Source organism: Bradyrhizobium sp. 6(2017), from assembly GCF_011058295.2.
In the GTDB taxonomy this organism is placed as follows: domain Bacteria; phylum Pseudomonadota; class Alphaproteobacteria; order Rhizobiales; family Xanthobacteraceae; genus Bradyrhizobium; species Bradyrhizobium septentrionale.
The window spans coordinates 6,416,558-6,442,744 of sequence record NZ_CP049289.2; the positions used below are offsets into that span (position 1 = coordinate 6,416,558).

Genomic DNA, 26,187 nt, shown 5'->3' on the forward strand with positions numbered 1-26,187 from the left:
TCAGGCACAAGGGCTACCGAAGGTGTCCAGGACCTTCTGATGAAGCTCGCCGCTCTGGGCCGAGAAGCAGCAGAAGATCACATGCGTGAGGTCGGGTGCCGCCGCCAGGGTATCGACGACGGCCCTGACTGCGGTACCGGCGGCGCGGTCCGGCGGGAAGTGATAGACGCCGGTCGAGATGGCAGGAAATGCGACCGAGCCGAGACGGTTGGCGTGGCAAAGCTCGATGCCGCGGCGATAGCAGGATGCGAGCAGCGCGTCCTCGTTTTGGGTGCCGCCATTCCACACCGGGCCGACCGCATGGATGACGTGCTTGGCAGGCAGCCGATACCCTTTGGTGATCTTGGCATCACCGGTCTTGCAGCCATGGAGCGTGCGGCATTCGGCGAGCAGCTCCGGGCCCGCGGCGCGATGGATCGCGCCGTCGACGCCGCCGCCACCGAGCAGCGACGAATTGGCCGCGTTGACGATGGCGTCAACGCGCAGGGTCGTGATGTCGGTAACGATGACGTCGAGCCGCGCCTTGCCGACCTGGCGCGCGGTCAAGGTCAGGCAGCCACGTCGACCGGGATGCCCTTGTCGGCAAACAGCTGCTGCAATTCACCGGCCTGGAACATCTCGCGGATGATGTCGCAACCACCGACGAACTCGCCCTTCACATAGAGCTGCGGAATCGTCGGCCAGTTCGAATAGACCTTGATGCCGTCGCGCAGCTCGGCCGATTCGAGAACGTTGAGGCCCTTATAGCCGACACCGATGTGGTCGAGGATCTGCACGACCTGACCGGAAAACCCGCACTGCGGGAATTGCGGCGTGCCCTTCATGAACAGCACGACGTCGTTCGCCTTCACTTCGTTGTCGATGAATTGCTCGATGCTCATTTTCGCTTCCTTCGGCGGCGGCGCTCTCAAGCCCTGACGGGCCGGCCCGCCCTTCTAACCCGTGACCTCCCATATATGTAGCCCAAACCATTGTGCATCCAAAGCAAAATGGCCGGAAATCTGGCATGCGGCGGGAGCCGGGCGGCGCCCCAAAGGTGCCGGGATTACCTGACGGCCCCAATATCATCATGGAGGAGGCTTTTTTCCCGTAACGGAGCCCCTATCTAGGACGAACTGTCCGTCTGGAACCAGTTTGCCGAAGCAACGTTCTCCCCTTGAATCGGAGACCATCGTTGACGAAACCAGCCTCTGCCGCGGCCGCCATTCCCGGCGCCCCCCCGTCATTGCCCTCCGAATCCGGGTCGTCAGCCCAGCGCCTGGTGGACGCCTATCGCGCGGTCCGCGACGAGACCGAGCGCCGGGCCGCGCCGCTGTCCGCGGAAGACCAGCTGATCCAGTCGATGCCGGATGCGAGCCCCGCCAAGTGGCACCGCGCCCATACGACCTGGTTCTTCGAGCAGTTTCTGCTCGGCGAGCACGTCAAGGGCTACACGCCCTTCCATCCGGACTACGCCTATCTGTTCAATTCCTATTACGTCAGCGCCGGCCCCCGGCACGCCCGCCATCAGCGCGGCCATCTGACCCGCCCGACCGCCGACGAAGTCACCGCCTACCGCCGCCATGTCGACGCCGAAGTGGTGAAATTCTTCCAGACCGCCGCAGCGGACAAGCTCGAGGCGCTGGTGCCGCTGGTCGAGGTCGGCCTCAATCACGAGCAGCAGCATCAGGAGCTGATGGTCACCGACATCCTGCATGCCTTCGCCCAGAACCCGATCCCGCCGGCCTATGATCCGGCCTGGCGCTTCCCGGCGTCGCAGCGAGGCACTGAGGAATGGGTGACGCTCAACGAAGGCATCCACACCGTCGGCCACGCCGACGACAGCTTCCATTTCGACAATGAGAAGCCCGCGCATCGCGCGTTGGTCGGTCCGGTCAAGCTCGCCAAGAACCTCGTCAGCAATGCCGACTGGCTCGCCTTCATGAAGGACGGCGGCTATTCCACCGCCACACTTTGGCTGATGGACGGCTTCGGCGCCGTGAGCAACGAGGGCTGGCAGGCGCCCGGCCACTGGCGCCAGATCGACGGCGAATGGAAGATCATGACGCTGGGCGGCCTGCAGCCGATCGATCCGGCAGCGCCGGTTTGCCATGTCAGCTATTACGAGGCCGACGCCTTCGCCCGCTGGGCCGGCAAGCATCTGCCGACCGAGATGGAATGGGAGGTCGCCGCCCGCGCCGGCCTGCTCAACGATGCCTACGGCATCGTCTGGCAGTGGACCCGCAGCTCGTATTCGCCGTACCCGGGCTATCGCGCGATCGAGGGCGCGCTCGGCGAATACAACGGCAAGTTCATGGTCAACCAGCTGGTGCTGCGCGGCTCGTCGCTGGCGACGCCATCAGGTCATAGCCGCGTCACCTACCGCAACTTCTTCTATCCGCACCATCGCTGGCAATTCACGGGGTTACGCCTCGCCGACTATGCCTGATTGAGTCCTGTCGACATCAATATCGCGCCGGTAAGCGCGTTCGGGAGAGTATCATGAATGTGCATGCCGCCGCTTTGGCAAAAGCGTATCCGTTCGACGAAGCGACCTCGGCGTTTGCCGGCGACGTGATCGGCGATCTCGCCCGTCACCCGAAGCGGCTGTCGCCGAAATATTTCTACGACGCCACCGGCTCGGAGCTGTTCGAGCAGATCACGGTGCTGCCGGAATATTATCCGACGCGCACCGAGCTCGGCATCCTGCGCGACCGCGGCGACGAGATCGCCGCGATCATTCCGGACGGCGCGGCGCTGGTCGAGTTCGGCGCCGGCGCGACCACCAAGGTGCGCCTGCTGCTCGAGCACTGCGAATTCGGCGCTTACGTGCCAGTCGATATCTCCGGCGATTTCCTCAAGGCCCAGGCCGACGGGTTGCGCAAGGATTTCCCCGGTCTCGGCATCTATCCGGTCGCGGCTGATTTCACCACGCCGTTCGCGCTGCCCGAGGCCGTCGCCGGCATGCCGAAGGTCGGCTTCTTCCCGGGCTCGACGCTCGGCAATTTCGAGCCGAGCGAGGCCTTGGCATTCCTGCGCAGCGCGCGAAAGATCCTCGGCCACGGCGCGCAGATGATCATCGGCGTCGACCTCGAGAAGGACGAGCGCGTGCTGTACGACGCCTATAACGACGCGGCCGGCGTCACCGCGCGCTTCAACCTCAATGTGCTGGTTCGCATCAACCGCGAGCTCGGCGGCAATTTCGACCTCTCGGGCTTCACCCACCGCTCGATCTACAACCGCGACCGCCATCGCATCGAGATGCACCTGATCAGCCGCAAGGCGCAGACCGTGCGCATCCTCGGCAACACCTTCGCGTTCCGTCCCGGCGAGAGCATTCACACCGAGAACAGCTATAAATACTCGCTCGAGCGTTTCACCGCGCTGGCCCGCAGCGCCGGCTGGACGGTGCGCAACAGCTGGACCGACGCCAACACGATGTTCTCGGTGCACGCACTGGTCGCGGATTAGCCAGGACCAGAAGCGAGGGGATGGGGCAACGACCATGGGCAGGCGCGCGCTGCAGATCGCAACGGGCTTGCTCGCCCTCGTCCCGATCCTGACCGGCATCATCACGATGCTCGGCGTCAGCGATCCGCTCTACGCCTCGTCGGGCGTTCCGGCGCTGCCGGTGCTGGACAGCAATCTGCGCTTTTTCGGCGGCGTCTGGCTCGGTCTCGGCCTCGCGCTGATCTGGCTGGTGCCACGCATTGAGAGCGAGAGCGTGCTGTTCCGCGTGGTCTGGGGCGGCATCTTCCTCGGCGGCGTCGGCCGGCTGCTGTCGATCGTGATGGTCGGCGCCCCGCCGATCCCGTTCACCGGCTTCACCGCGCTCGAATTGATCGGCGCGCCGCTGTTCGTCTACTGGCAGCACCTCGTGGCGACCGCCGCCCGCAGGTAGTGCGGACCGCGCCCCTACTCTTCACCTTCCGTCGACCGCAGCGAGATCGACTCCCACGCCGCGACCACGATCATGATCGTGGTGGTGACGAGCGAGAGCAGCAGCGGCGACATTTCGTGAGCAAAATAGGCTGTGATCGCCAGCGCGATGAGGCCGACGCCGTGCGAGAGCTGCAGGAAGTTGCGGATCACGAATTTGAACAGGATGGTGCCGACCAGAAACAGCGCGGCACCACCGACCGAGCTCACGATGGTCTTCAGATCGGAATGGCCGCCAGGGTGCTTCAGCACCAGCTCGTCGGCGACCGCGGTGAGGATGATGCCGCCGACGATCGGCATGTGCAGATAGGTGTAGGCGATCCGCGCCACGCGGCCGGACTGCTCGGATTTCGAGATCATCTCCGAGCCGGCCTCGGCGCCCTTGTGGAAATAGATCCACCACATCGCGATGCTGCCGACCAGCGCCGAGATGAACGCGGCGACGTTCTCCGGCGTCCAGGTCAATTCGGCGAAGGTCGCGCCATCGACCACGATGGCCTCGCCGAGTGCGATGATGATGAAGCCGGCGCAGCGCTCGGCCATGTGGCCGCCCTCGACCGACCAGGCCTCCATCGAGGAGAAGCCGAGCCCCGGGGTCCAGAAGCGGGCGGCCGGCGCGACATATTCGATTGTCAGCGCCGCGATCCACAGCCACATCCGCGTCTCGTGCTCGGCGAAGCCGCCGAGAACCCAGAGCACGGCCGAGCAGGACAGCCAGGTCAGGATGCGGATCGCGTTATGGCGCACCGCCGTCCGCTGCCGCGGCGTCACCAGCAGCCAGAACGCGGTGCGGCCGACCTGCATTGCCGCATAGGTGCCTGCAAACCACAGCCCGCGCCCCTCGAAGGCGGTCGGTATCGAGGTCGACAGCAACAGCCCGCCGAGCATCAGCACGAACAGCAGCAGGCGGACCGGCGTCAGGTCGGGATTGAGCCAGTTGGTGACCCAGGTGGTGTAGACCCACACCCACCACACCGCGAGAAACAGCAGCGTGACCCGCACCGCGCCCAAAGGGGTGAAGTGGTGCAGCAGCGTATGCGACAGCTGCGTGACGGCGAAGACGAAGACGAGGTCGAAGAACAGCTCGGCATTGGTGACGCGGCTGGGCTGGTTCGGCACGATGACGCGAAACATCGCGCCGCGCGGATTATCTGCCATCGCTTGGGGCCCCCGCCCGGTTGCCGGGGACTAGCCTTCCGGCACGCCGGTCTGCAGGGCCAACGCGTGCAGCACGCCGCCCATCTGGCCCTTCAGCGACTGGTAGACGATCTGGTGCTGCTGGACACGGGACTTGCCGCGGAATGACTCGGATATGACAGTGGCCGCATAGTGGTCGCCGTCGCCGGCCAGATCGCGGATCGTCACCTCGGCATCGGGGATCGCTGCCTTGATCATCGATTCGATATCACGGGCGTCCATCGGCATCCCAGTCCACCTCCGTCAGGTCGTTCGAATCAGGCCGACTCGGCCAGGATAAAACCCAAGATAAACCTAAGACAAAACCCAAGATAAAACCTAGCGCTTGGGGTCTTCTAGGTCATCCCGGGCACACTATATTCCCATTCCCAGCGATTTAAACCTGCATCAATCGGTCACAAGCCATCACGCCGAAATGACCAGAAGAGGCGCAGAATCATGAAGCTCCCCGGCCCCGACCATCCGATCACGATCACGCCCAATGCCAAGCGCGTCCGCGTCACCGCCGACGGCGTCGTGATCGCCGAGACGACCCATGCGCTGACCTTGAAGGAAGCAAGCTATCCTGCCGTGCAATATGTCCCCCGGCAGGACGCCAACATGGAGCTGTTGACCCGCACCGAGCGGACCACGCATTGCCCCTATAAGGGCGATGCGAGCTATTTCAGCATCAAGGCCAATGGCAAGACGCTGGACAACGCGATCTGGACCTATGAGGAGCCGTTCCCGGCCATGACCGAGATAACAGGCCATCTGGCGTTCTATCCGGACAAGGTGAAGATCGAGGAAGTGGCTTAAGGCCGTCTCGGCTGCCGCAAGCGCCTCGCGCCACCCCGGCCTGAAAAACGTAAATGCCCGGGCCAGGCCCGGGCATGACGACGAGAGTGTTCAGCCGGATCGCCGCTAGGCTCTGAAGATCGTGAGCCCGAGGATCAGGAGCACCAGGAAGATCACGACGAATACGTAGAACAGGAAGCGGGCGATGTCGGCGGACGCGGCGGAAATGCCGGTGAAGCCCAGCAAGCCCGCGATGATCGATACAACAAGGAAGATCAGCGCCCATTTCAGAAGTGTCATTGCTTGCTCCTTAAAGCCGCGGGCCCGCGCGTCCGCCGGTCCTCCCGGCAACGCCCGCTACCGACCACAGTTCCAAAAACGAAGCAGATTCGCTGAAATGACCGACCTCGACGTCCCCCAATCGCGACGATTGGGCCTTGCTGAATCGAGTTTCCGATTGCAACATCAGGGGGCGGACCCGGCTGGGGGCACCATGAAATCGATTGCTCACGCGGCTCCGGCCGTCGACATCCAGGCAGCACCGAAGCTCCACAAGCGTAACGTCGCGTTGGACCGCGCGCGCACCTTCCTGACCCTGGTCGTGCTGCTGCATCACGCGGTGATCCCCTACACCCATTTCGGGCACACCGACCCGACATCCTGGATCGGCTTCGACTGCGTGGTGCTCGCCACCGACAGCTTCTTCATGGCGATGTTCTTCTTCCTGTCGGGGCTGTTCGTCTGGCCGGGGCTCGGCCGCAAGCCGTGGCTGATCTTCCTGCGCGACCGGCTGCTGCGGCTCGGCCTGCCGTTCGTGATCTGCGCGGTCACCGTGATTCCGATCGCCTACTACGCGATCGCGCTACGCGCGACGCCGGAGGTGACCTTCTCCGAATTCTGGCGGAAGACCATGACGTTCGGGCCGTGGCCGAGCGGCCCGATCTGGTTCGTCTACGTCTTGATGACCTTCGACCTGACGGCGAGCCTGCTGTACCGGGTGTCGCCGCATCTGCTCGATCCCATCAACCGTCTCTCGATCATGGGATTCGAACGTCCGTCGAAGTTCTGGCTGTTCCTCGTCGTCGTCAGTGCCGCCGCCTACCTGCCCATGCTGGTCCATTACGGCCAGAACTACTGGTTCGAGCTCGGACCGTTCTCGGTGCAGGCGAGCCGCCTGCTGCTCTATGCGTCCTATTTCTTCATTGGAGCGGGGATCGGGGCGGCCAACTTCGAGAACGGCGTGCTCGGCGCGCACGGACGGCTGACCGAGCGGCGCTGGTTCTGGACGGGCATCACGGTGATTCCCTACTGCATGATGTGGGTCATGATCTACATCAAGCGCGAGATCATCGGTAACCCCGATCCGCTGCCGGGCTGGTATCTCGCGATCTACGGCACATTCTTCGTGCTGTTCTCAGCCTCGATCCTGTTCGCGATCCTGGCCTACTTCCTGCAATCGAAAGACGGCGGGCCGACGCTGCTCGACCGCATGCAGGGCGATGCCTACGGCATGTTCCTGGTGCACTATCCGATCGTGCTCTGGCTGAACTACTGGCTGTTCGATATGGATCTGCCGGCGATCGCCAAGGCCGCGATCGTGTTCTTCGCTACCGTGGCGCTGAGCTGGGCCGCCACGGCCGCGCTGCGCAAGCTGCCGAGCGCGAATTACGTGCTGTAGCGACGGTTATTGCGTGATCGCGTCATGACCTCGCTCGTTGGTGCGCGGCCGGCGCGCACTCGCCGCGGACCCAGTGCGTTGCAGCGGGCCGGTTGTGAACCGGAATTTGCGCGCAACCTGCCTTTGGTCACATGCCGCCGGGCGATTCTCGTTTATGCTCGCCGGGCTGATTGACCTCAGGGAGTCCCAGGGATGAACGACCCTCAAGTTGGATGGATCGCCGCCATCATCGTCGGCGGATTGGCCGGCTGGCTCGCCGAGATGTTCATGAAGACCGGAACCGGCATCGTCATGAACATCATCCTCGGCATCGTCGGCGCCGCGCTGGCGAACTGGCTGTTGGGTCTGCTCGGCGTGTCGCTCGGCGGAGGATGGCTCAGCTATCTCATCGCCGGCTTCATCGGCGCCTGCGTGATCATCTTTGCCTGGCGCGCGATCCGCGGTGCGACCTAAAGCATGATCCGGAAAAGTGCGAAGCGGTTTTCCGGAAAGATCATGCTTGAACAACGAGCTGAAGCGTGATCCGAAGCGATCGCGCTTGAACGAGAAATAGCGCGATGATGGCTTCATCGCGCTATTGAGGTCTTGTTCGCTTGACGTTGCAGCGCCTGGTCCGCCCGGATCAGGCGGCCGTGCTGTGCATGTAGTTCGGCAGCCAGTGCTCGAACGCGCGCGACAGGTTCTCGACCGAGACCTGCGGCTCGCCGGCGACGGCAATGGCATCGCCGCCCGTGGTGCCGATGCGCGCGCAGGGCACGCCGGCGCCCTTCATCTTCGCCAGCACGAGGCCCGCGTCGGCCGCAGGCACCGTGACGATGTAGCGGGCCTGATCCTCGCCGAACCAGTAGGCATGCGGGACGATCGATGTCGGCGCCGCGAGGAGCTGCGCGCCGATGCCGCTTGCGATCGCCATTTCGCCGAGCGCGATCAAGAGCCCGCCGTCGGAGACGTCATGCACCGCGGTCGCGGTACCGGCGCGGATCATGCCGCGCACCACATCGCCATTGCGCTTCTCGGTGGCGAGATCGACCGGCGGCGGAGCGCCCTCCTCGCGGCCGCAGACGTCGCGCAGATAGACCGACTGGCCGAGCCAGCCTTGGGTGTCGCCGACCAGGAGGATCGCCTCGCCGGCCGCCTTGAACGCCAGGGTCGCCGACTTGGTGAAGTCGTCGAGCAGACCGACGCCGCCGATCGAGGGCGTCGGCAGGATGCCGCGACCGTTGGTCTCGTTGTAGAGCGAGACGTTGCCGGAGACGACCGGGAAGTCCAGCGCGCGGCAGGCTTCCGCAATGCCCTTCAGGCAGCCGACGAACTGGCCCATGATCTCGGGCCGCTCAGGATTGCCGAAATTGAGATTGTCGGTGATCGCGAGCGGCCGGCCGCCGACCGCAGTGATGTTGCGCCAAGCTTCGGCGACCGCCTGCTTGCCGCCCTCGAACGGATCGGCCTCGCAATAGCGCGGCGTGACGTCGACGGTGAGCGCGAGCCCCTTCGGCCCGTCCTCGACGCGGACCACGGCGGCATCGCCGCCGGGACGCTGCATGGTGTTGCCGAGGATGACGTGGTCATACTGCTCCCACACCCAGCGCTTCGAGCACAGTTCGGGCGTGCCGATCAGCTTTTCCAGCGCCTCGGCGATGCCGAGCGGCGGCTTGACGTCCTGGCCGCGGATCACCGGCAGCGCGTTCGAGGCGACGTGCGGACGGTCATAGACCGGCGCCTCGTCGCCGAGTTCCTTGATCGGCAGATCGGCCATCACGTCGCCGCCATGCTTGACGACGAAGCGCTTGCTCGGCGTGGTGTAGCCGACGATGGCGAAATCGAGCCCCCATTTGCGGAAGATCGCCTCGGCCTCCTGCTCCTTCTCGGGCTTGAGCACCATGAGCATGCGCTCCTGGCTCTCCGAGAGCATCATTTCGTAGGCGCTCATGCCGGTCTCGCGGGTCGGCACCGCGTCGAGGTCGAGGTCGACGCCGAGGTCACCCTTGGCGCCCATCTCGACCGCCGAGCAGGTCAGGCCCGCCGCGCCCATGTCCTGGATCGCGATCACGCAACCTTTTTCCATGATCTCGAGGCAGGCTTCGAGCAGCAGCTTTTCGGCGAAGGGATCGCCGACCTGCACGGTCGGGCGCTTCTCCTCGGAGGCGTCGTCGAACTCGGCCGAGGCCATCGAGGCGCCGTGAATGCCGTCGCGGCCGGTCTTGGAGCCGAGATAGACGATCGGCATGTTCACGCCGGAGGCCGCTGCATAGAAGATCTTGTCGGCATCGGCGAGGCCGACCGCCATCGCGTTGACCAGGATGTTGCCGTCATAGCGGGTGTGGAAGCGCACCTGGCCGCCGACCGTCGGCACGCCGAACGAATTGCCGTAGCCGCCGACGCCCGCCACCACGCCCGACACCAGGTTCCGGGTCTTGGGATGCTCGGGCGCGCCAAAGCTCAGCGCGTTAAGGCAGGCGATCGGCCGCGCGCCCATGGTGAAGACGTCGCGCAGGATGCCGCCGACGCCGGTGGTCGCGCCCTGATAGGGCTCGATGTAGCTCGGGTGGTTGTGGCTCTCCATCTTGAAGACCACCGCCTGGCCGTCGCCGATATCGATCACCCCGGCATTCTCGCCGGGGCCCTGGATCACCCAAGGCGCCTGGGTGGGCAGACCGCGCAGATGGATCCGGGACGACTTGTACGAGCAATGCTCGTTCCACATTGCCGAGAAGATGCCGAGCTCGGTGAAGGTCGGAACCCGCCCGATCAGCTTGAGGATACGCTCGTACTCGTCCGGCTTCAGCCCGTGGGCGGCGACGAGTTCGGGGGTGATCTGGGGCTCGTTCTTGGGGGCGTTCATGGGTCCCTTAATAGGTAGATCGAACGGGGGCGAAAAGGCCTTTTACGGGGCATTTTCGGCCTGTCCAGAGCTTTACGGCGGCCCGGGGTTCGCACCGGGATTTGCACAATGGGGATGGATCGGATTTAAGGACCCGAACCCGATAATTGAAGGCCATATTTCGTGAACGAGCTCGCCAAGACCGCATTCAACCGCCGCCCCGACCTCCATGTCGAAACCGAGGGCGAATTCGCCGGCTGGCGGACCTGGACCCGGGACAATTTCGAGACCCATACCGGCCCTTTTTACCACCGCATGGACGAGAACGGCCGCATCAGCTGCGCGTTCCGGGTCGCCAAGAGGCACCTCAACGGCTCCGGCAATGTCCATGGCGGCTGCTTCATGACCTTTGCCGATTACTGCCTGTTCGCGCTGGCCGGCTCGGTTCTCCAGGGCCCCGGCGTCACGGTGTCATTCGCCTCGGAATTCCTCGACGCGGCCCGCGAGGGCGACCTGATCGAATGCACCGGCGAGGTCACCCGCGCCGGCATGTCGCTGATCTTCGTGCGGGGCATGCTGACCTCGGCCAAGCGGCCGCTGTTCACCTTCTCCGGCACCATCAAGCGGGTGAAGCGCAAGGCGCCGGCACAGACACCCGTGTGAGGCTCGCCAGAGCCTTTTCCGTTCCGATTGAATCGGAACGGGGCTCCAGATTTTTATTTTGACGCGTTTTCTTCACGCGAACCGGTGCCCACTTCGCTCGGAAACGCTTTCGATCTGTGGACGCCCGCCGTCATCCGGCCGTTACATCGGCACGATTGAATCGAAAGCGCAGCTCTAGCTCGTTGTGTTCTCGCGCGTTCTTTGCGTGAAGCAATCAAACTGCAGTTGTGACACGACGACGCACTGTCGTTGCGTCGTCGCGCACGCGTCACATGCGCGTCAGCCAAGCCCCTGAAGATTGCTGAACGGTTTCCGTATGTGCAATCGCGCAGCGAGGTTGGGGCATTCTCATGAAATTGAAGACGTTTGTTTCCGTCACGTCGGCGATGTCGCTTGTCGCATCGTTAGCGTGCGTTGCAACTCCGGCGTGCGCCGGTCAGGACGGCGACAATGGCGATCGCGGCTTCGGCGATTCGCGCGATCATGATCATGATCATGACGGCGACCATCATGGCCGCAAGCCGCGCGTGGTGATGATCTCGCTCGACGGCGCCAAGCCCGATTTCATCCAGAAATTCATCGAGGAAGGCGTGCTGCCGCGCGACGGCGGCCTCGCCCGGCTCTCACGGCGCGGCGCAGTGGCGCTGCAGAACGTGACGGCGTCACCGTCGCTCACCGCAGTGTCACATATTGCGATCGCGACCGGCTCGACGGCGGTCCATAACGACATCCCCTCGAACACATTCGAGCCGATCGTCGGCCCTATCACGGGCAGCATCAGCGGCTTTGCGGCGCCGATCGGCGGCTACAGCGAGAGCCCGCTCGGGCCGTCGCCGCACCCGACGGCACAGCCCCTGTGGGTGCAACTGCGCCAGCAGGGCAAGAAGGTCATCACGGCGACCTGGCCCGGCGGCGACGGCGCCGACATCTCCATCAACAACACCGTGGTGCAGCCGGCGCAGCCCACCCGCATCACCGACTTCACGGTCCCGTTCGGCGCGTTCGGCGGCATCGGGGCCCAGGGCTTCTCGCTGTCGCGCAGCGACTTCACGGCCGATCCGTCCATCGTGGCGGCGCTACAGGCCGCGGGCCATTTCTCGTTCAGCCCGGTGCTGGTGACCTTGGCACCGATCGAGACGTTCTCGTGCTCCTCGGCGGCGAGTGCGACCTGCACCGGCGCGTCGACGCTCGACGTCAAATATTCGATCCGCGTCGCTGCCATCGACACCACCAACGATCGCAAGGTGAACTACGACACGCTGGTGTTCTTCGATGCCAACCGCGGCATCACCGCGGGACCGTTCCACGCGCCGTCGACCGGACCGGCCTACGTCAAGTTCGGCGGCGAGAACGCACCGTTCTTCTTCGAGGGCAGCGGGGCGAAGGTCGGTGCTGCGTACTTCGTCTCGGCGCTGTCCCCCGACCTCTCGGTGGTGCGCTTTGCCCGCTACGGCGCCAACTTCATCCCGCGCAACACGCCGGTCCTCGCCGATGTCGACGACATCAACAACAACATCGGATTCTGGCGTCCGCAGGCCGACTTCCGCATTCCGGAGCGGCTGAGCCCCGGCTTCACCAACTTCCCCGACGTCGAGATCGAGACGATGTTCGAGGACATGGTGAAGACCTTCGTGCGCTACCAGGCCAATATCGGCGAACGCGCGATCAAGACCCATCCGGACGCCGACCTGGTGATGGTCTATATCGAGCAGCCCGACGGCTCCGAGCACCAGTTCCTGCTCACCGATCCGCGCCAGGGCACTAATCCAAAGGACCCGAATTCGATCGGCGCCAACCAGGACCCCGCCAAGGTCAAGCGATACGCGTCCTACATCCGTTTCGCCTACCAGACGGCTGACAGGGCGGTGAAGCAGATTGCCGATGCGGCGGGCCGTGACAGCAACGTGATCGTGGTGTCGGACCACGGCTTCGCGCCATTCCACACCTCGGTCAATCTCACCAACATCCTGCGCAATGCCGGTATCGACACCAGCAAGGTCGGGATCCGCACCTCCGGTCCGGCCGCCGACATCTACGTCAACCTGCAGAACCGTGAGCTCGGCGGCACTGTCGATCTGGCGACCTACCGGACCCTGGTGGCGCAGATCACGGATGCGGTGAAGAACGCGGTCGACCCCAATGCGCGCTTCAACTACTCGCTCAAGGACCAGCGCATCTTCACCGTCGTCGAGACCCGGCCGCTGCAATGCGACGCCGGAACCGGACAGTGCCTCAGCAAGACCGTCGGCCAGGATTACGGTGACGTGTTCGCGCTGATGGCGCCCGGCTACAATTTCGACGGCATCCAGAATCCCGGCGTCGCGCGCCAGGGCGACGCGCCGTTCAGCGCGGCCACCACCGCGCTGTCGATGCCGAACTTCTATGGCGCCCATGGTCACGACCCCGAGCTTCCGGTGATGAGCGCAACCTTCATCGCCGCGGGTCCGCAGATCCGCCACGACAGTGTGGTGCGGCACATGCGCAATATCGACGTGGCGCCGACCATCATGCAGATCCTGGGCACGACGCCGCACCAGGTCGATGGCGAGGTGCTGCGCGAGGTCCTGCGCTAGGATTGCATGCAGACGTCAAGCGATGGACGCGAGCTCCGGCGTCCATCGATCGTTCTAAAGCGTTTTCGAGCGAAGTGGGACCGGTTCGCGTGAAGAAAACGCGTCAAAAGAAGCCAAAGCTTCGGTTCTGATTCAATCAGAACCGAAAGCTTGGGCCATCAGCGCTTTCCGGGCACCGCCGCCGACGCCGTCAGCGCCTCGAAATTGTGCTGCCAATACAGCTCGATCTGCTCGACCAGCGTGACTGGCAAGGGAACGTAGTTGAGCAATTGCGCCTGAGGCTTGCCGCTTTCCAGTGACCAGCGCAGGAAGTCGATCGCGGTCGCCGACCTGTCGGGCGATTTCGGCTGCTTGTGCATCAGCACGAAGGTCGTTGCCGTGATCGGATACGCGTCCTCCCCCGGGGCGTTGGTCAGGACCAGGTAGAAATCCTGCGTCGTTGTCCAGTCCGCACTTGAAGCCGCAGCCTGGAACGATGCAGCGTCCGGGGTAACGAAATTCCCGGCGCTGTTCTGCACCAGACCGAAGGAAATCCGGTCGAGCCGTTGCAACGCATAAGAGTATTCAAGATAGCCAATCGCTCCGGGAATCAGGCCGACAAGCGAGGCGACGCCGTCATTGCCCTTGCCGCCGAGCCCGACGGGCCATTCGACCGACGTGCCCTCTCCGACGCTGGCCTTCCACTGCGCGCTGACCTTCGAGAGATAGTTCGACCAATTGAACGTCGTCCCTGAGCCGTCGATCCGATGCACGACGGTGATCGCCGTGCGCGGCAGCTTCAGATCGGGATTGACGGCTTGAATGGCCGGGTCGTTCCAGGATCTGACCTTGCCGAGATAGATGTCAGCAAGCAGTTGTCCGGTGAATTGCATCTGGCCCGGCTTGACGCCCTCGATGTTGACCACAGGCACGACGCCTCCGATCACAATCGGGAATTGCACCATGCCGAGCTTATCGAGCTCTTTCGGATCAAGCGGCATATCGCTTGTCCCGAAATCGACGGCCGCCTTCTTGATCAGGCCGACGCCGATGCTCGAGCCCACCGACTGATAGCTGACGTCGTTGCCGGTCTTTGCCTTGTAGCCGGCGATCCATTTCGCCATCACGGGCGACACGAAGGTTGAGCCCGCACCCTTCGTCTCCGCAGCCAAGCATTGCGTTGCGACGACCAGAGCAGTGAAAATGATCGGTAATCTGAAATGCTTCGTCATGCGCTCGAGCCTAGCAGGACGAGCGGTAATTCCGTGTGGGCCAGGTCACAAAACTGTAACAAGGGCCGGAGCCCCAAATGGTGGTTGGCGCCGCCGGTCCCGCGCCGCGCCCGGGCGCAGCTGCAAACCGCCGAGCGGAATATCGACGCAAATTCAAAGCCCTAGCCTTTCGCCCCACCGCCAAGCTACATTCGCTCCGTCGCGCGCCCAATGCGCGAAGGGAGCCAATCAAGGTGCCGAAGAGCACAGCGAAGACGGGCAGCGTGACGGCTTCCGCGATCACACCCACTCCGTCGACGTCTGCGCCGGGCGCACGCGGCTGGCGCGACTATGCGCTGCTCGTGGCGCTGGCCTGCTGCTGGAGCTCGACCTATCCGCTGACCAAGATCGGGCTCGGCTCGATCCCGCCGGTCACCTTCATCTCGGCGCGCTCGCTGGTCGCCGCAGCCTTCCTGCTCGTGGTGCTGCGGATCCGCGGTATCCGCATCCCGACCGACCTCAAGGCCTGGAAGCTGTTCGCCTTCCAGCAGACCATCAACTCGACGATCCCGTTCCTGGTGATCACCTGGGCGCAGCTCTATGTGCCGGCCTCCAACACCGTGGTGCTGGCCTCGACGACGCCGATCTTCGCCTTCCTGATCACCTGGGCGATCACGCGGCACGAGCCCGCCTCGCTGCTCAAGCTGGCCGGCGCGATCCTCGGCCTCGCCGGCACGGTCGCGATCATCGGCCTCGACGCGCTCTCAGGCTTCGGCAAGGAGATCTTTGCCGAGATCGCGATCCTGCTCGCGACCGTGTCGTTCGCCTGCGCCACGATCTTCGGACTGCGGCTGTCGGATTACGATCTGATGGTGGTCGCGGCCGGCTCGCTGTTGTTCGGCGGAACCGTGCTGCTGCCGGTCGCCCTGATCATCGACCATCCCTGGACGCTGCACCCGACGCCGCAGGCGCTGGTCGCAACCGTCGTCATGGGCATCTTCTCGAGCGCGTTCGGGTTGATGCTGTTCTACATGTGCCTCACCCGGCTCGGCACGCTCACCACCAATGCGCAGGGTTATCTGCGCATTCCGATCGGCGTTGCGCTGTCCGTGCTGCTGCTCGGCGAATCCGTGCCGTCGAACCTGGCGCTCGGCCTCGTGCTGGTCATGGCCGGCGTCGCCGCGATGACGGTGCCGGCTGAGGCCATCAAGCGCTGGCTGCGCAAGCTGTAGCCGCGGGCATTTGTACACACAGCTCTATCGTCGTCATTGCGAGGAGCTCGCGACAAAACTGCAAAGCAATTTTGCGCTGAAGCGACGAAGCAATCCATCTTTCCGCGTATGCGGTGCGGTGGATTGCTTCGCTTCGCTCGCAATGACGAGTCGCATCCATTCAACGGCCGCTCATGCAGACAGCTGCTTCCCGGCGATCGAGAGCCACTCGGCCTGCGCGTCGCGCAGATATTTCGGCGCGCGCCGCATCTGGATCAACAGCTCGTTGAACACCATGCGCGCCTCGGCGGTGCGGCCGACCAGCTGCAACAACAGGCCATAGCGGACCCGCGCCTCGGCGCCGGGAACTGCGTGACCGCCTGATATTCCTCCAGCGCCTCGTCGAGCCGGCCGATCTCGGCGAGCGAACGGGCATAGAGCAGATGCCCTTCGGCGGACTCGAAATCCGGCCAGCGCTCGCGCAGGGCGTCGAGCGTCGCCAGTGCTTCAGCCGGCTGCTTGCGGGCGAACTGCGCCTCCGCCTTGGCCAGCGCGTAGGCCGGATCGTCGCCCTGCGGCAAGCCCAAGACGTGGTCGTAGTGGCTCTCGGCCTCCTCGAAGCGCCCGACATTCTGGCACTCCGCGGCCAGCGCCGCTCGGTTGGCGATGGTATCGGATGTCGCAAGCCGGTCCGACAGTTCGCGATAGCGCTTCTCCGGATCGAGCCGGTTGGCGACGCGCTTGCGCGCCTGCGCGGCGCCCGGTCCGCCCCACCATTCCGGGATCAACTCGACGACGATATAGGCGAGCGCGCCGATCAGCGGCACCATCAGGATGATGAAGGCCCAGGGCTGCAGGCGCCCGGTGCGCGCGGCGTGATAGATCAGCGAGATGTCGAGCAGCAAAATGACCAATGCAACAGGCATTGCGGATCCCCGCGAAGCGCACAGTTCATCCAAATCGCCTCCGTCATAACGTGCCCTTTACGCTGCGACAATCCTCGGTTGTTGCGCCGGCCGCCTTAGCGTGAAGAGATCGTGAAGCGGAAGCCGCTATGCTGGATTGGTCTCTGACGGAACCGGGCAGGTTCACGGCGCCGCGCACCGAAGGCACGGCGCGAAGCGGCTATTTCTGGTCGTCCGCCAGCAGTGCCCGGTACTTCGCGACGTCGCGCGTCACCAGTTGCTGCAGCACCTCGGGCGCGAGTTCGTTGGCGTCGGGCGCGACGGTCGACAAATCGACGAACCGCTTCTTCACCGCCTCGCTCGCGACCGCGGTACGCGCGGCAGCGTTCAATTTGGCGATGATCTCTGGCGGGGTCCCCTTCGGCGCGAACAGTCCGTTCCAGCCCTGCGCCTCGAACTCGGGCAGACCGGCTTCGGTCGAGGTCGGCAGTTCCGGCAGCGAGGCGAGCCGCACCGTCGAGCCGACCACGACCGCTTTCACGAGCTTGTCGTCGATCGCTTGCGACACCGAGGCCGCGGCATCGCAGACGCCGTCGATCTGGCCGCCGATCGCATCGGTCAGCGCCGGCGCCGCGCCGCGATAGCCGACCAGTTGCACGTCGACGCCGGCGGCATGCACGAAGCTCTTGCAGATCAGGTAGTTCGAGGAGCCGACGCCGGCATGGCCGAGATTGATCTTGCCCGGATTCTTCTTCGCGTAGTCGATGAATTCCTTGAGGTCCTTGGCCGGAAAATCCTTGCGCAGCGCGACGATGCCGAAGGTCTTGGCGACCACCGCGATCGGCGCGAACGAGTCGGGCGTGAACGGCAGCTTCGGATAGATCGTGTAGGTCGCAGCATTGGTGCCGGCATTGCCGATCGCGATCGTGTAGCCGTCCGGCTCGGCGCGCGCGGCGCGGGTCAGCGCGGTCGAACCGCCGGCACCGCCGACATTCTCGATGATGATGGTCTGGCCGAGCGCTGCGCCCATCTGGTCGGCCACCGCGCGGGCGATCACGTCGGAGGTGCCGCCTGCCGCGAACGGCACGATCATCGTGATCGGACGCTTCGGAAAGTCCTGGCCGTGTGCCGCCGTCACAAGCAACAGCGCGGCGGCCGCCGCGAACCACCGTCCGAGCATTTTATTTTGACGCGTTTTCTTCACGCGAACCGGTCCCCACTTCGCTCGAAAACGCTATGGCTATCACGCCGCCTTTTCGAACTGCTGGACCAGGCCCGCGAACAGGCCGCGGCCGTCGGTGCAGCCCATGATCTCTTCGACGTGGTTTTCCGGATGCGGCATCATGCCGAGCACGTTGCCGCGCTCGTTGACGATGCCCGCGATCGAATGCGCGGCTCCGTTGAAGTTCGAGGCCTCGTCGACCACGCCATCGGCAGAGCAGTAGCGATAGAGCACCCGCCCGTCGCCTTCGAGACGCTTCAGCGTCTCCTCGTCCGCCTCGTAATTGCCCTCGCCATGCGCCACCGGCACCCGGATCACCTGGCCGGCATTGTAGCCGCGGGTGAACGGCGTGTCGGAGCGTTCGACCTTCAAATGCACGTCGCGGCAGACGAATTTCAGCCCGGCATTGCGCATCAGCACGCCCGGCAGCAGCCCGGACTCGCAGAGGATCTGGAAACCGTTGCAGACGCCGAGCACGAGCCCGCCCTTGGCGGCGAAGTCGCGCACCGCGTCCATCACGGGCGCGCGCGCCGCGATCGCGCCGCAGCGCAGATAGTCGCCATAGGAGAAGCCGCCGGGCACCACCACGAGGTCGGTGCCTTTGGGCAGCGCGGTCTCGGCGTGCCAGACCATCGCGGTCTCATTGCCGGAGGCGAGCTTCAGCGCGCGCGCCATGTCGCGCTCGCGGTTGATGCCAGGGAAGACGAGGACGGCTGATTTCATCGGATCACCGGATTTTCGACGCTAGTGCAACCATGAATTTTGCGTAGTTGTCATTGCTGGCCTTCTCGTCGCGCGCCGAACTGATCAGGCTGGCAGAGGCTCGCGCACCAAACAGCAAACCATTGACTTGGTACTCGCTGGCACCGTTGGGCGTCACCGTCAGGCGCCGTGCCCGAAACATCCGCGGCACCGCAGTGCCCTTGTCGCCATCGACACCGATAATCGTGATGCGCTGTCCCGGCGTTCGTTGCTGTAGCGCCTTGATGATCTGGTCCTGGCTGTCACGGAACTGCTCCAGGGTCATCGGATTGTCGGCAGCATAAAGCCGATAGCTGACCTTCGACCCCGCACCACAGCTCGCTTGCTCGCAGTGGAAGATGTGCCTGTCAGGACCGCTGCGCTCGTAACGCCATCCGCTCACAGCAACCGGCGGCGGTTGTGTCGCGGTGGCGGCAGGGGCCGGCTTCGGTTGGGCCGACGCAGCGCCGATTCCGGCTGCTGTCAGCAGGACAAGCAGGAACGATCGGACCAACGCGCGATTGCTGCCGGAAAGGGCGGGAGCGGCTGTTATCATTTGGCTCGCTCGGTTAGCTGAGAACCTCGACCCGGTAGTTCTCGATCACGGTGTTCGCCAAGAGCTTGTCGGCGGCGGCTTTCAGCGCCGCCTCCGCCTTGGCCTTGTCGGTCGCGGCGAGCTCGATGTCGAACACCTTGCCCTGGCGGACGCTGGCGACGCCGTCGACGCCGAGCGATTTCAGCGCGCCCTCGATCGCCTTGCCCTGCGGATCGAGGATGCCCGACTTCAATGTCACAGTCACACGTGCCTTCACGGTCGCCCCTTCAACTTAGCTCTTCACCAGCACCGGGCCGCTGCCAGCCGGCCGCTCGTTCTCGATCAGGATGCCGAGGCGTTTTGCCACCTCGGTATAGGCCTCGAGCAGGCCGCCGAGATCCCTGCGGAAGCGGTCCTTGTCGAGCTTCTCGTTCGACTTGATGTCCCAGAGACGGCAGGAGTCCGGCGAGATCTCGTCGGCGACGATGATCCGCATCATCTCGTTCTCGAACAGCCGCCCGCACTCCATCTTGAAGTCGACGAGGCGGATGCCGATGCCGAGGAAGAGGCCGGTCAGGAAGTCGTTGACGCGGATGGCAAGCGCCATGATGTCGTCGATCTCCTGCGGCGTGGCCCAGCCGAAGGCAGTGATGTGCTCTTCCGACACCATGGGGTCGTTGAGCTGGTCGTTCTTGTAATAAAACTCGATGATCGAGCGCGGCAGCTGGGTGCCCTCCTCGATCCCGAGCCGCTGCGACAGCGAGCCGGCGGCGACGTTCCGCACCACCACCTCGAGCGGCACGATCTCGACCTCGCGAATCAGCTGCTCGCGCATGTTGAGCCGGCGGATGAAGTGGGTCGGCACCCCGATGTCGTTGAGGTGCTGAAACAGGTACTCCGAAATCCGGTTGTTGAGGACGCCCTTGCCCTCGATCACCTGGTGTTTCTTGGCGTTGAACGCGGTCGCGTCATCCTTGAAGTGCTGGATCAGGGTTCCCGGCTCCGGGCCTTCATACAGGACCTTGGCCTTGCCTTCATAAATGCGGCGTCGACGGCTCATTGGGATGTACCGTGTTTTGTTGAAATCCATGGATTTGGGTGCTCCGGATGATCAGGGGTTACGACCCACGACGGAGCTGCCGCGGAGGCCTGGAACCTGGGCAATCCAACTGGAAACAGAACAAGAACCATGCCTGTTCGCAACCTATCTGATTGAGCCATCCAGCACAATCGATACCGCCCCCTTGGGGGCACTTATACCGCCCTATCATAAAGGGCCGATTCCGCCTGTTTTGCCTGCGGCTTAACGGCTCGTTGTCTTGCCGATTCCTCCCCCCTATCTAGGCAGGCATTGGGGCTGCCGCAACGCGCGGCGGCCCTTCATTCAGCAAAGGGAACTGGAACTTCAGCCATGAACGAATTCAACAAGCGCGAGGAAGGTTTCGAGAAGAAGTTCGCCCTCGACGAGGAACAGAAGTTCAAGGCCGAAGCCCGCCGGAACAAGCTGCTCGGCCTGTGGGCCGCCGAGAAGCTCGGCATCTCCGGTGACGCCGCCAGTGCCTATGCCAAGGAAGTGGTGGCCGCCGACTTCGAGGAAGCCGGCGACAATGACGTGCTGCACAAGGTTCTGAAGGACCTGACCGCCAAGGGTCAGGCGGTCACCGAGCGCGACGTCCGTGCCAAGATGGACGAGCTATTGGCCGTGGCGGCGGCCCAGGTAAAGGCGGGAACGTAAAGGCAGGAACCTGAACGCGGGAACCCGAGTTCCCGCAACGCCTATTTCAGCGTGATCTGAAGGCTCATCGACCCGTTGACGTTGAAGCCTTCCTGCTGCTGACCACCGTACTGCCGGCCAAGATTGACGTTGATCGATTCGAGCCGGCAGTCCCTGGCGATCGCATCGCGCATCAGGTCACATTCGCGCGTCGCCATTTCGTAGACGACGCGGCGCGCACGGTCGCGCAGCTTTTGCGCCTCCTCGCCGTCGCCGCTCGGGCCCGGCATGAACAGATTGACGAGCTCTGAACCCGCACCGATCCGGCCTGACCGGCGAGACCAGTCGGCTGCTCGACAAATCTCAATTGCCCCGGAGCCTGGGCGAAGGCAGGAGCCGCGAGCAGCAGCAGGCCGACGGTGACGGGGAGAAGGCGCGCAGGCGACGTCATGACGAATTCCTTGCACTGACCGCGAATGTGGCCCGGTTCATAACCACCTTCAGTTGCAACATGCCAAATCGCGATCACGGAAAACCGCTCTGCCGTTTCATCTGATGTTAACGGTGACACAAATGGGGACAGGCCAACGCGAGAGGTTCGCTGTCCAGGGCGTGTTGGGCGCCGGTGTCGCCTCGTCCAGCGCCAGCGACGCCGCGAGCGCTGCCATCGAACATTTTTCGCCAGCCTGACAGGCCGCGCCGTACTTTCACAACACCACTTTGTGAGCAACTTTCGATTGCACAACCAACTTCATAAATCTAAAGCTACATCTCTCTAATTATACAACCCAAGGGAGATAACAAAATGAACGAGATGGTTTCGACGCGAAATATCACGGACCAGGCCCAGGCGGTCCAAACCCAGTCAGCGACCCACACCTGGTATCTCAATGCATATCAGCTGCACGGCAACCTCTGGCTGTCGTGGCAGACCACCGCGCCGTTCCGCGCCCAGCAGGGACAAATCATGGTCTATTCGAGCCAGTTTTTCCCGTCCAATCCCCAGGATAACGTCAAGACATGGCAGTGGGATAACATCAGCTCGAACGGATGGGATACCGGTCTGCCCTGGGGAAGCGGCTGGTATTGCGCGTGGAATGCGCAGCGCAGTCCGAACGGACCTTACACCTACGTTGTGCAGCTCGTTACCAAATAGCACCGCCGGCGCCGGCTGTTCGGCCGTCAACGCGCAGATGGTTTCGGACCGCGATATTCGGCACGAATAATTTTCAGCAACAATTGTGACGCGGCGCTGATGAAGCCGCCATGCCGCGTCACCGCGACAACTTCGTGACTGGCGGTGAGATTGCCAACGCGGATCGTCGCGATCGTCGAAGCGCGCAATTCCTCCGCCGCATTGCTTTGCGACAGCAGCGCGATCCCGAGCCCGGCCTCGACCAGCCGCTTCTGCGCCGTCAGGCTGTCGACCGGCGTCCAGTCGACCTCACCGAGCCCGCTGGTCAGGAACAGGGCGAACACGTGCGAGGCGGTGATCTCGCGGCGTCCCGGCACCTCCGGAAACGCGATCCAGCGCTCATCCCTGAGGTCCGCGAGCTTGCCGATCCTGCGTCCGGCCAGCGGATGATCCGGCGCGCAGACCACCTGGAGCGGCTCGGCGAACAGCACCTCGCAATCGAGATCGCGCGAACGGTCGCGGTCGTAGCGCAGCCCGATCGTCGCCTCGCCGCGCCGGATCAGATCGCTGACCTCGGCGCTGGTTGCGGTGCGCAGCGTCAGCGCGACATCCGGATGCCGGCGGGCAAAGCGCTTCAGCACTTTCGACAGCCGCTCGCCGGCCAGCGTGCCGGTCACCGCCAGCGCGACCGGTCCCGAATTGTCGCGCAACAACGCGCGCACTGCGTTCTCGGCATCCTGCGCCGCGGCCACCGCGCGCTCGGCATAGGGCACCATCACCCGCCCGGCATCGCTGAGCCGGGTCTTGCCGGCAATCCGTTCGAACAGCGGCACGCCGAGCTCCTGCTCGAGCAGCGCGATGCGCCTTGAGATTGCCGGCTGCGAGCGATGCAGCGCCTTCGCGGCATTGGAGATCCCGCCGCGCCGATGCACCACCAGGAACGTGTTGAGCGCGTCGCTGTCCATCGCCGACCTCATGCAAAAAGCTGATGATATCGAAAGAAATAACAAATTTGTCTGATGGGCGAAACCGCCCTATCGCTACTGCCAGCGGCATTTGCAAGGACAGGAGCTCACATGCGCACCCAGGCAGACAAGGCAGCACGGTTTCGCGAGCTGCATCAGCGGCCCGGCGCCTTCATCATTCCCAATCCATGGGACGCCGGATCGGCAAAGCTGCTCGCTGCGATGGGTTTCGAGGCGCTCGCGACCACCAGCCTCGGCCTTGCCAACACGCTCGGCCGCGCCACGGTCAGCCTCGACGAGATCATCGAGAATTGCCGGGTGATCGCCGAGGCCACCGACCTGCCGGTCAACGCCGACCTCGAGAATTGCGGCGCTGACATGCCGAAGCTCGCGGCCGAGGCAATCCGGTTCGCCGCGGAAGCCGGCGCAGTGGGCGGCTCGATCGAGGACTCGACCGGCAATCCCGAGCACCCGATCTACGATTTCTCGCTCGCGGTCGAGCGGGTGCAGGCCGCGGTCGAGGCCGCGCGCGCCCTGCCCTTCCCGTTCACGCTGACGGCGCGGGCGGAGAATTTTCTCTGGGGACGCAAGGACCTCGACGACACGATCAAGCGGCTGCAGGCCTTCGATGCCGCCGGCGCCGATGTTTTGTATTCGCCGGGGCTTTACGACCTCGCCACCATCAAGACCGTGGTGTCGGCAGTGAACCGGCCGTTCAACCTGGTGATGGGCTTTGCCGACCCGACCCTGACGATCGCGCAGCTCTCCGCCGCCGGCGTCAAGCGCATCAGCGTCGGCGGCGCGATGCAGCGCCACGCACTCGCCGCGTTCCTGCGCTGCGCCCGCGAGATGAAGGATCAGGGCGCGTTCACCTTCGTGCGCGACATGGCGCCGGTGAAGGAGGTGCGCGAGATGTTTGGGGCTGCGAAAGGCGAATAGGGAATAGTGAGTAGTGAGCGGGAAGCTTCCATTCGCTACTCACCATTCGCCATTCGCTCTCTCACCCTTCCTGAAACCGTCGCCGAACTCTTCCTCGATTAGCGCCTTCCGCACCGCACCGTTGACCATTACCGTCTCGCGCCCAAGCCCTTCAGTTCGACGGTGGCGGCCCAACTCTCGACGAAAGCCTTCGGACAATCGGCCGCAGCCAGATCAAGCGACTGCCGCGCGTCTTCCGCGGAGCCGCGCTGCAAGGCGAGCTCGGCGGTATAGAAATTTGCCTCGCAGACCTGAGCTTTCCGTCTTTTGGGATCAGCATCGTCGGCGGCGCTGAGCACCCGCTCAGGCGTCAACGCACCAAGAAAAAGGCTGACGATCGGCGCAGGCCACTTCGTCATGTCGAGATGCGTTGCAGCCTCCGCCAACCGGCTCGGCTGGCCACTACGCTTGGCAACAATTTCGTGCCACAAGACGGCATAGGCGCTCTTTGGATTGAGCCGCCCTGCCTCATCGAAATCGGCCAAAGATTGGGAAAGTGAACCGCTCTGCCAATGGACCATGGCACGACCAAAATAAGCGGGCGCACTCTGCGGATCGAGACGGATGACCTGATCATGGTCGGTTATCGCAAGATCAAGGTCGCCCCTGAGCCTGTAGGCAGCGGCGCGCCCGCCATACGCAGCCTTGAAGTCGGGATCAAGGTGGATCGCCTGGTTGTAACTGGCAATGGCAAGTTCGACGTCGCCCTTGGCGATGTATGCATGGCCGCGTAGGCAATACGCAACTTTGACGTTGGGATTGATCTCAATCGCCTTGTTCAAGTCGGCGAGGCTGTGGTCGAAGTCACCTTTGGCCCCATATGCCTCACCGCGATAAGCATAGGCCAATGGGTCTTTTGGCCCGATCTCAATCACACGGGAACGGTCCGCGATCGCAAGGTCGAAGTTGCCTTGCCTGAGATATGCCGCTGCCCGCACTTGGTATCCCTGTACGTTGCTCGGGTAGGAATGAATAAACCGCGAGAAATCGGCGACAGCAGCCTCGAAGTCCCGCTCATCAAAATGCGCCTGGCCGCGAAGAAAATAAGCCCTGCTCGCTGCCCAGCTGTCGGCTCCCGACGCCAATGCGGCAGTGCAGGTCGATATCCGCTCGGCGGACGCAATTGTCGCCTCATTCAAGCACTTTGCCCAATCCTCTCTGGAATCTGCTCGAACGCTTGAGAACGATAGGCTCGTAGCCAACGCCGCTATTGCGCCCGCAACTGCGCAGCATGCACTTCGATTCACGTGAACTCCCGCCGCAACTATCGTTACGGGAGATAACACAAGGTTGCACGAAGAGCCAGCAGCTACCTGTCTTTGTAAGAGCGTTCTCCATCTGCGCCTGTGCCGTCATTGCGAGTCCAGCTCTCCAGGCGGAGAGAGATGGATTGCTTCGTCGCTTCGCTCCTCGCAATGACGGTCGAGAAACTTCACTCCTCCTTGAAGCCGTATTCCGGCACGTTGCCGCTCGCCCCGTAATATTTGTACGGCAGGAACTTGCCCGACATCGTGATCTTGATGCGGTCGCCCTTCGGATTGGCGACGCGCTCCATCGCCATGTCGAAGTCGATCGCCGACATGATGCCGTCGCCGAACTCCTCCTCGATCAGCGCCTTCCAGGCCGGGCCGTTGACCATCACCATCTCGTAGAAACGGTAGATCAGTGGATCGGTCGGCGGCATCGGCGTGCCGGTGCCGCGCATCGGCACCTCGTTGAGCATCGCGGTCTCGGCCTTCGACAGGCCGAACAATTCGCCGGCATTGGCCGCCTGCGGTTTTGTCAATTTCATCTGGCCAAGGATCGCGCCGACGATCAGGACTTCGGAATAGCCGCCGATTTTCTCGCAGATGTGCTTCCAGCTCCAGCCCTTCTCGCGCTTGATGTCGAGCAGCTTTTCGGTGAGGTCTTCGCGTTTCATGTCAGGGGCTCCTCATTTTCGTCGTGCCCGGGCTTGTCCCGGG

At 63.8% G+C, this 26,187-nt stretch carries 29 protein-coding genes; 12 read left to right on the forward strand and 17 right to left on the reverse strand.

The features are described from left to right. Positions 1 to 552 (reverse strand): O-acetyl-ADP-ribose deacetylase, encoded by a 552-nt coding sequence (locus G6P99_RS30340; protein ID WP_029081655.1) that lies wholly within the window; start codon positions 550 to 552, stop codon positions 1 to 3. Then, positions 549 to 881, reverse strand: a complete 333-nt coding sequence (grxD, locus tag G6P99_RS30345; RefSeq protein WP_029081656.1) for a Grx4 family monothiol glutaredoxin — start codon at positions 879 to 881, stop codon at positions 549 to 551. Before grxD ends, G6P99_RS30340 begins: the two co-directional genes overlap by 4 nt. 293 nt (positions 882 to 1,174) lie before the next feature. On the opposite strand from grxD, the gene egtB reads away from it, so the two are divergent. From egtB to G6P99_RS30360, 3 genes are read left to right on the forward strand one after another with little or no spacing between them, the layout of a single operon-like run. After that, positions 1,175 to 2,428 carry an ergothioneine biosynthesis protein EgtB gene (egtB, locus tag G6P99_RS30350; protein ID WP_205751519.1) on the forward strand — a complete coding sequence of 418 codons (1,254 nt, stop codon included), beginning with the start codon at positions 1,175 to 1,177 and terminating at the stop codon, positions 2,426 to 2,428. A 53-nt stretch (positions 2,429 to 2,481) separates the two neighbouring features. Beyond that, a complete protein-coding gene (gene egtD / locus G6P99_RS30355; RefSeq protein ID WP_029081658.1) occupies positions 2,482 to 3,450 on the forward strand; it encodes an L-histidine N(alpha)-methyltransferase in 969 nt (322 codons plus the stop codon). 34 nt (positions 3,451 to 3,484) lie between these two features. After that, complete coding sequence (locus G6P99_RS30360; protein ID WP_165124472.1) at positions 3,485 to 3,880, forward strand: DUF4345 domain-containing protein; 396 nt, start codon at positions 3,485 to 3,487, stop codon at positions 3,878 to 3,880. Between the two features lie 14 nt (positions 3,881 to 3,894). Here G6P99_RS30360 and G6P99_RS30365 read toward each other — a convergent pair whose 3' ends face one another. Continuing rightward, on the reverse strand, positions 3,895 to 5,076 hold the full coding sequence (locus G6P99_RS30365; RefSeq protein WP_165124475.1) for a low temperature requirement protein A: 1,182 nt from the start codon (positions 5,074 to 5,076) through the stop codon (positions 3,895 to 3,897). A 30-nt stretch (positions 5,077 to 5,106) separates the two neighbouring features. After that, on the reverse strand, positions 5,107 to 5,343 hold the full coding sequence (locus G6P99_RS30370) for a BolA family protein (protein WP_016843470.1): 237 nt from the start codon (positions 5,341 to 5,343) through the stop codon (positions 5,107 to 5,109). A gap of 210 nt (positions 5,344 to 5,553) precedes the next feature. On the opposite strand from G6P99_RS30370, the gene G6P99_RS30375 reads away from it, so the two are divergent. Further along, the gene (locus G6P99_RS30375; protein ID WP_029083836.1) at positions 5,554 to 5,913 is read left to right on the forward strand and encodes a DUF427 domain-containing protein; all 360 of its coding nucleotides are present in this window, start codon (positions 5,554 to 5,556) and stop codon (positions 5,911 to 5,913) included. Between the two features lie 105 nt (positions 5,914 to 6,018). On the opposite strand, the gene G6P99_RS30380 is transcribed toward G6P99_RS30375, so the two are convergent. After that, positions 6,019 to 6,192 (reverse strand): DUF1328 domain-containing protein, encoded by a 174-nt coding sequence (locus tag G6P99_RS30380; protein ID WP_029083837.1) that lies wholly within the window; start codon positions 6,190 to 6,192, stop codon positions 6,019 to 6,021. 193 nt (positions 6,193 to 6,385) lie between these two features. Here G6P99_RS30380 and G6P99_RS30385 point away from each other — a divergent pair, with 193 nt between their 5' ends. Then, positions 6,386 to 7,570, forward strand: a complete 1,185-nt coding sequence (locus tag G6P99_RS30385; protein ID WP_029083838.1) for an acyltransferase family protein — start codon at positions 6,386 to 6,388, stop codon at positions 7,568 to 7,570. Positions 7,571 to 7,762: 192 nt separating this feature from the next. Beyond that, positions 7,763 to 8,023, forward strand: coding sequence for a GlsB/YeaQ/YmgE family stress response membrane protein (locus tag G6P99_RS30390; protein WP_029083839.1), 261 nt, complete (start codon positions 7,763 to 7,765; stop codon positions 8,021 to 8,023). 169 nt (positions 8,024 to 8,192) lie between these two features. On the opposite strand, the gene purL is transcribed toward G6P99_RS30390, so the two are convergent. Then, the gene (gene purL, locus G6P99_RS30395; protein ID WP_165124478.1) at positions 8,193 to 10,412 is read right to left on the reverse strand and encodes a phosphoribosylformylglycinamidine synthase subunit PurL; all 2,220 of its coding nucleotides are present in this window, start codon (positions 10,410 to 10,412) and stop codon (positions 8,193 to 8,195) included. Positions 10,413 to 10,574: 162 nt separating this feature from the next. Here purL and G6P99_RS30400 point away from each other — a divergent pair, with 162 nt between their 5' ends. Next, positions 10,575 to 11,054 (forward strand): PaaI family thioesterase, encoded by a 480-nt coding sequence (locus tag G6P99_RS30400; RefSeq protein WP_029083841.1) that lies wholly within the window; start codon positions 10,575 to 10,577, stop codon positions 11,052 to 11,054. 350 nt (positions 11,055 to 11,404) lie between these two features. Further along, the gene (locus G6P99_RS30405) at positions 11,405 to 13,627 is read left to right on the forward strand and encodes an alkaline phosphatase family protein (RefSeq protein ID WP_165124481.1); all 2,223 of its coding nucleotides are present in this window, start codon (positions 11,405 to 11,407) and stop codon (positions 13,625 to 13,627) included. Between the two features lie 158 nt (positions 13,628 to 13,785). On the opposite strand, the gene pstS is transcribed toward G6P99_RS30405, so the two are convergent. Next, positions 13,786 to 14,838 (reverse strand): phosphate ABC transporter substrate-binding protein PstS, encoded by a 1,053-nt coding sequence (gene pstS / locus G6P99_RS30410; protein WP_029083843.1) that lies wholly within the window; start codon positions 14,836 to 14,838, stop codon positions 13,786 to 13,788. Positions 14,839 to 15,071: 233 nt separating this feature from the next. Between pstS and G6P99_RS30415 the strand changes: the two genes are divergently transcribed. After that, on the forward strand, positions 15,072 to 16,049 hold the full coding sequence (locus G6P99_RS30415) for a DMT family transporter (protein ID WP_165124484.1): 978 nt from the start codon (positions 15,072 to 15,074) through the stop codon (positions 16,047 to 16,049). 254 nt (positions 16,050 to 16,303) lie between these two features. On the opposite strand, the gene G6P99_RS30420 is transcribed toward G6P99_RS30415, so the two are convergent. From G6P99_RS30420 to purC, 6 genes are all read right to left on the reverse strand, one after another. After that, a complete protein-coding gene (locus G6P99_RS30420; protein ID WP_245284837.1) occupies positions 16,304 to 16,954 on the reverse strand; it encodes a tetratricopeptide repeat protein in 651 nt (216 codons plus the stop codon). Positions 16,955 to 17,153: 199 nt separating this feature from the next. Then, on the reverse strand, positions 17,154 to 18,113 hold the full coding sequence (locus tag G6P99_RS30425) for a tripartite tricarboxylate transporter substrate binding protein BugD (RefSeq protein ID WP_029083845.1): 960 nt from the start codon (positions 18,111 to 18,113) through the stop codon (positions 17,154 to 17,156). 63 nt (positions 18,114 to 18,176) lie between these two features. Next, complete coding sequence (gene purQ, locus G6P99_RS30430) at positions 18,177 to 18,878, reverse strand: phosphoribosylformylglycinamidine synthase subunit PurQ (RefSeq protein WP_029083846.1); 702 nt, start codon at positions 18,876 to 18,878, stop codon at positions 18,177 to 18,179. A gap of 4 nt (positions 18,879 to 18,882) precedes the next feature. Then, entirely contained in the window at positions 18,883 to 19,452 is a 570-nt protein-coding gene (locus tag G6P99_RS30435) for a hypothetical protein (protein ID WP_245284838.1), read from the reverse strand. A 13-nt stretch (positions 19,453 to 19,465) separates the two neighbouring features. Beyond that, the gene (gene purS, locus G6P99_RS30440) at positions 19,466 to 19,708 is read right to left on the reverse strand and encodes a phosphoribosylformylglycinamidine synthase subunit PurS (RefSeq protein ID WP_029083848.1); all 243 of its coding nucleotides are present in this window, start codon (positions 19,706 to 19,708) and stop codon (positions 19,466 to 19,468) included. Between the two features lie 15 nt (positions 19,709 to 19,723). Continuing rightward, a complete protein-coding gene (gene purC / locus G6P99_RS30445) occupies positions 19,724 to 20,491 on the reverse strand; it encodes a phosphoribosylaminoimidazolesuccinocarboxamide synthase (protein ID WP_016843454.1) in 768 nt (255 codons plus the stop codon). 351 nt (positions 20,492 to 20,842) lie between these two features. Between purC and G6P99_RS30450 the strand changes: the two genes are divergently transcribed. Then, positions 20,843 to 21,166, forward strand: a complete 324-nt coding sequence (locus tag G6P99_RS30450; protein WP_029083849.1) for a DUF1476 domain-containing protein — start codon at positions 20,843 to 20,845, stop codon at positions 21,164 to 21,166. A gap of 41 nt (positions 21,167 to 21,207) precedes the next feature. Here G6P99_RS30450 and G6P99_RS30455 read toward each other — a convergent pair whose 3' ends face one another. Further along, positions 21,208 to 21,435: a hypothetical protein gene (locus G6P99_RS30455; RefSeq protein WP_205751520.1), complete on the reverse strand. Its 228-nt coding sequence runs from the start codon at positions 21,433 to 21,435 to the stop codon at positions 21,208 to 21,210. Positions 21,436 to 21,950: 515 nt separating this feature from the next. Between G6P99_RS30455 and G6P99_RS30460 the strand changes: the two genes are divergently transcribed. Beyond that, on the forward strand, positions 21,951 to 22,301 hold the full coding sequence (locus G6P99_RS30460) for a hypothetical protein (protein WP_029083850.1): 351 nt from the start codon (positions 21,951 to 21,953) through the stop codon (positions 22,299 to 22,301). A gap of 26 nt (positions 22,302 to 22,327) precedes the next feature. On the opposite strand, the gene G6P99_RS30465 is transcribed toward G6P99_RS30460, so the two are convergent. Then, complete coding sequence (locus tag G6P99_RS30465) at positions 22,328 to 23,245, reverse strand: LysR family transcriptional regulator (RefSeq protein ID WP_029083851.1); 918 nt, start codon at positions 23,243 to 23,245, stop codon at positions 22,328 to 22,330. A gap of 111 nt (positions 23,246 to 23,356) precedes the next feature. Here G6P99_RS30465 and G6P99_RS30470 point away from each other — a divergent pair, with 111 nt between their 5' ends. After that, positions 23,357 to 24,184 carry an isocitrate lyase/PEP mutase family protein gene (locus tag G6P99_RS30470; RefSeq protein ID WP_029083852.1) on the forward strand — a complete coding sequence of 276 codons (828 nt, stop codon included), beginning with the start codon at positions 23,357 to 23,359 and terminating at the stop codon, positions 24,182 to 24,184. A gap of 128 nt (positions 24,185 to 24,312) precedes the next feature. Here the strand turns inward: G6P99_RS30470 and G6P99_RS30475 are convergent, their stop codons facing one another. After that, positions 24,313 to 25,362, reverse strand: a complete 1,050-nt coding sequence (locus tag G6P99_RS30475) for a tetratricopeptide repeat protein (protein WP_165124487.1) — start codon at positions 25,360 to 25,362, stop codon at positions 24,313 to 24,315. Between the two features lie 293 nt (positions 25,363 to 25,655). After that, entirely contained in the window at positions 25,656 to 26,144 is a 489-nt protein-coding gene (gene cynS / locus G6P99_RS30480; RefSeq protein WP_051346630.1) for a cyanase, read from the reverse strand. Between the last annotated feature and the right edge of the window lie 43 nt (positions 26,145 to 26,187).

Bases quoted from the DNA above. Each gene is read 5' to 3' on its own strand.
- purL (WP_165124478.1), bottom strand. From the start codon at position 10,412: ATGAACGCCCCCAAGAACGAGCCCCAGATCACCCCCGAACTCGTCGCC.
- G6P99_RS30465 (WP_029083851.1), bottom strand. From the start codon at position 23,245: ATGGACAGCGACGCGCTCAACACGTTCCTGGTGGTGCATCGGCGCGGC.
- G6P99_RS30370 (WP_016843470.1), bottom strand. From the start codon at position 5,343: ATGCCGATGGACGCCCGTGATATCGAATCGATGATCAAGGCAGCGATC.
- G6P99_RS30455 (WP_205751520.1), bottom strand. From the start codon at position 21,435: ATGCCGGGCCCGAGCGGCGACGGCGAGGAGGCGCAAAAGCTGCGCGAC.
- G6P99_RS30425 (WP_029083845.1), bottom strand. From the start codon at position 18,113: ATGCTCGGACGGTGGTTCGCGGCGGCCGCCGCGCTGTTGCTTGTGACG.
- egtD (WP_029081658.1), top strand. From the start codon at position 2,482: ATGAATGTGCATGCCGCCGCTTTGGCAAAAGCGTATCCGTTCGACGAA.
- purQ (WP_029083846.1), bottom strand. From the start codon at position 18,878: ATGAAATCAGCCGTCCTCGTCTTCCCTGGCATCAACCGCGAGCGCGAC.
- G6P99_RS30385 (WP_029083838.1), top strand. From the start codon at position 6,386: ATGAAATCGATTGCTCACGCGGCTCCGGCCGTCGACATCCAGGCAGCA.
- purC (WP_016843454.1), bottom strand. From the start codon at position 20,491: ATGAGCCGTCGACGCCGCATTTATGAAGGCAAGGCCAAGGTCCTGTAT.
- G6P99_RS30375 (WP_029083836.1), top strand. From the start codon at position 5,554: ATGAAGCTCCCCGGCCCCGACCATCCGATCACGATCACGCCCAATGCC.
- cynS (WP_051346630.1), bottom strand. From the start codon at position 26,144: ATGAAACGCGAAGACCTCACCGAAAAGCTGCTCGACATCAAGCGCGAG.
- G6P99_RS30380 (WP_029083837.1), bottom strand. From the start codon at position 6,192: ATGACACTTCTGAAATGGGCGCTGATCTTCCTTGTTGTATCGATCATC.
- G6P99_RS30405 (WP_165124481.1), top strand. From the start codon at position 11,405: ATGAAATTGAAGACGTTTGTTTCCGTCACGTCGGCGATGTCGCTTGTC.
- G6P99_RS30470 (WP_029083852.1), top strand. From the start codon at position 23,357: ATGCGCACCCAGGCAGACAAGGCAGCACGGTTTCGCGAGCTGCATCAG.
- G6P99_RS30460 (WP_029083850.1), top strand. From the start codon at position 21,951: ATGAACGAGATGGTTTCGACGCGAAATATCACGGACCAGGCCCAGGCG.
- G6P99_RS30450 (WP_029083849.1), top strand. From the start codon at position 20,843: ATGAACGAATTCAACAAGCGCGAGGAAGGTTTCGAGAAGAAGTTCGCC.
- G6P99_RS30365 (WP_165124475.1), bottom strand. From the start codon at position 5,076: ATGGCAGATAATCCGCGCGGCGCGATGTTTCGCGTCATCGTGCCGAAC.
- G6P99_RS30420 (WP_245284837.1), bottom strand. From the start codon at position 16,954: ATGCCTGTTGCATTGGTCATTTTGCTGCTCGACATCTCGCTGATCTAT.
- G6P99_RS30390 (WP_029083839.1), top strand. From the start codon at position 7,763: ATGAACGACCCTCAAGTTGGATGGATCGCCGCCATCATCGTCGGCGGA.
- G6P99_RS30360 (WP_165124472.1), top strand. From the start codon at position 3,485: ATGGGCAGGCGCGCGCTGCAGATCGCAACGGGCTTGCTCGCCCTCGTC.
- grxD (WP_029081656.1), bottom strand. From the start codon at position 881: ATGAGCATCGAGCAATTCATCGACAACGAAGTGAAGGCGAACGACGTC.
- G6P99_RS30435 (WP_245284838.1), bottom strand. From the start codon at position 19,452: ATGATAACAGCCGCTCCCGCCCTTTCCGGCAGCAATCGCGCGTTGGTC.
- pstS (WP_029083843.1), bottom strand. From the start codon at position 14,838: ATGACGAAGCATTTCAGATTACCGATCATTTTCACTGCTCTGGTCGTC.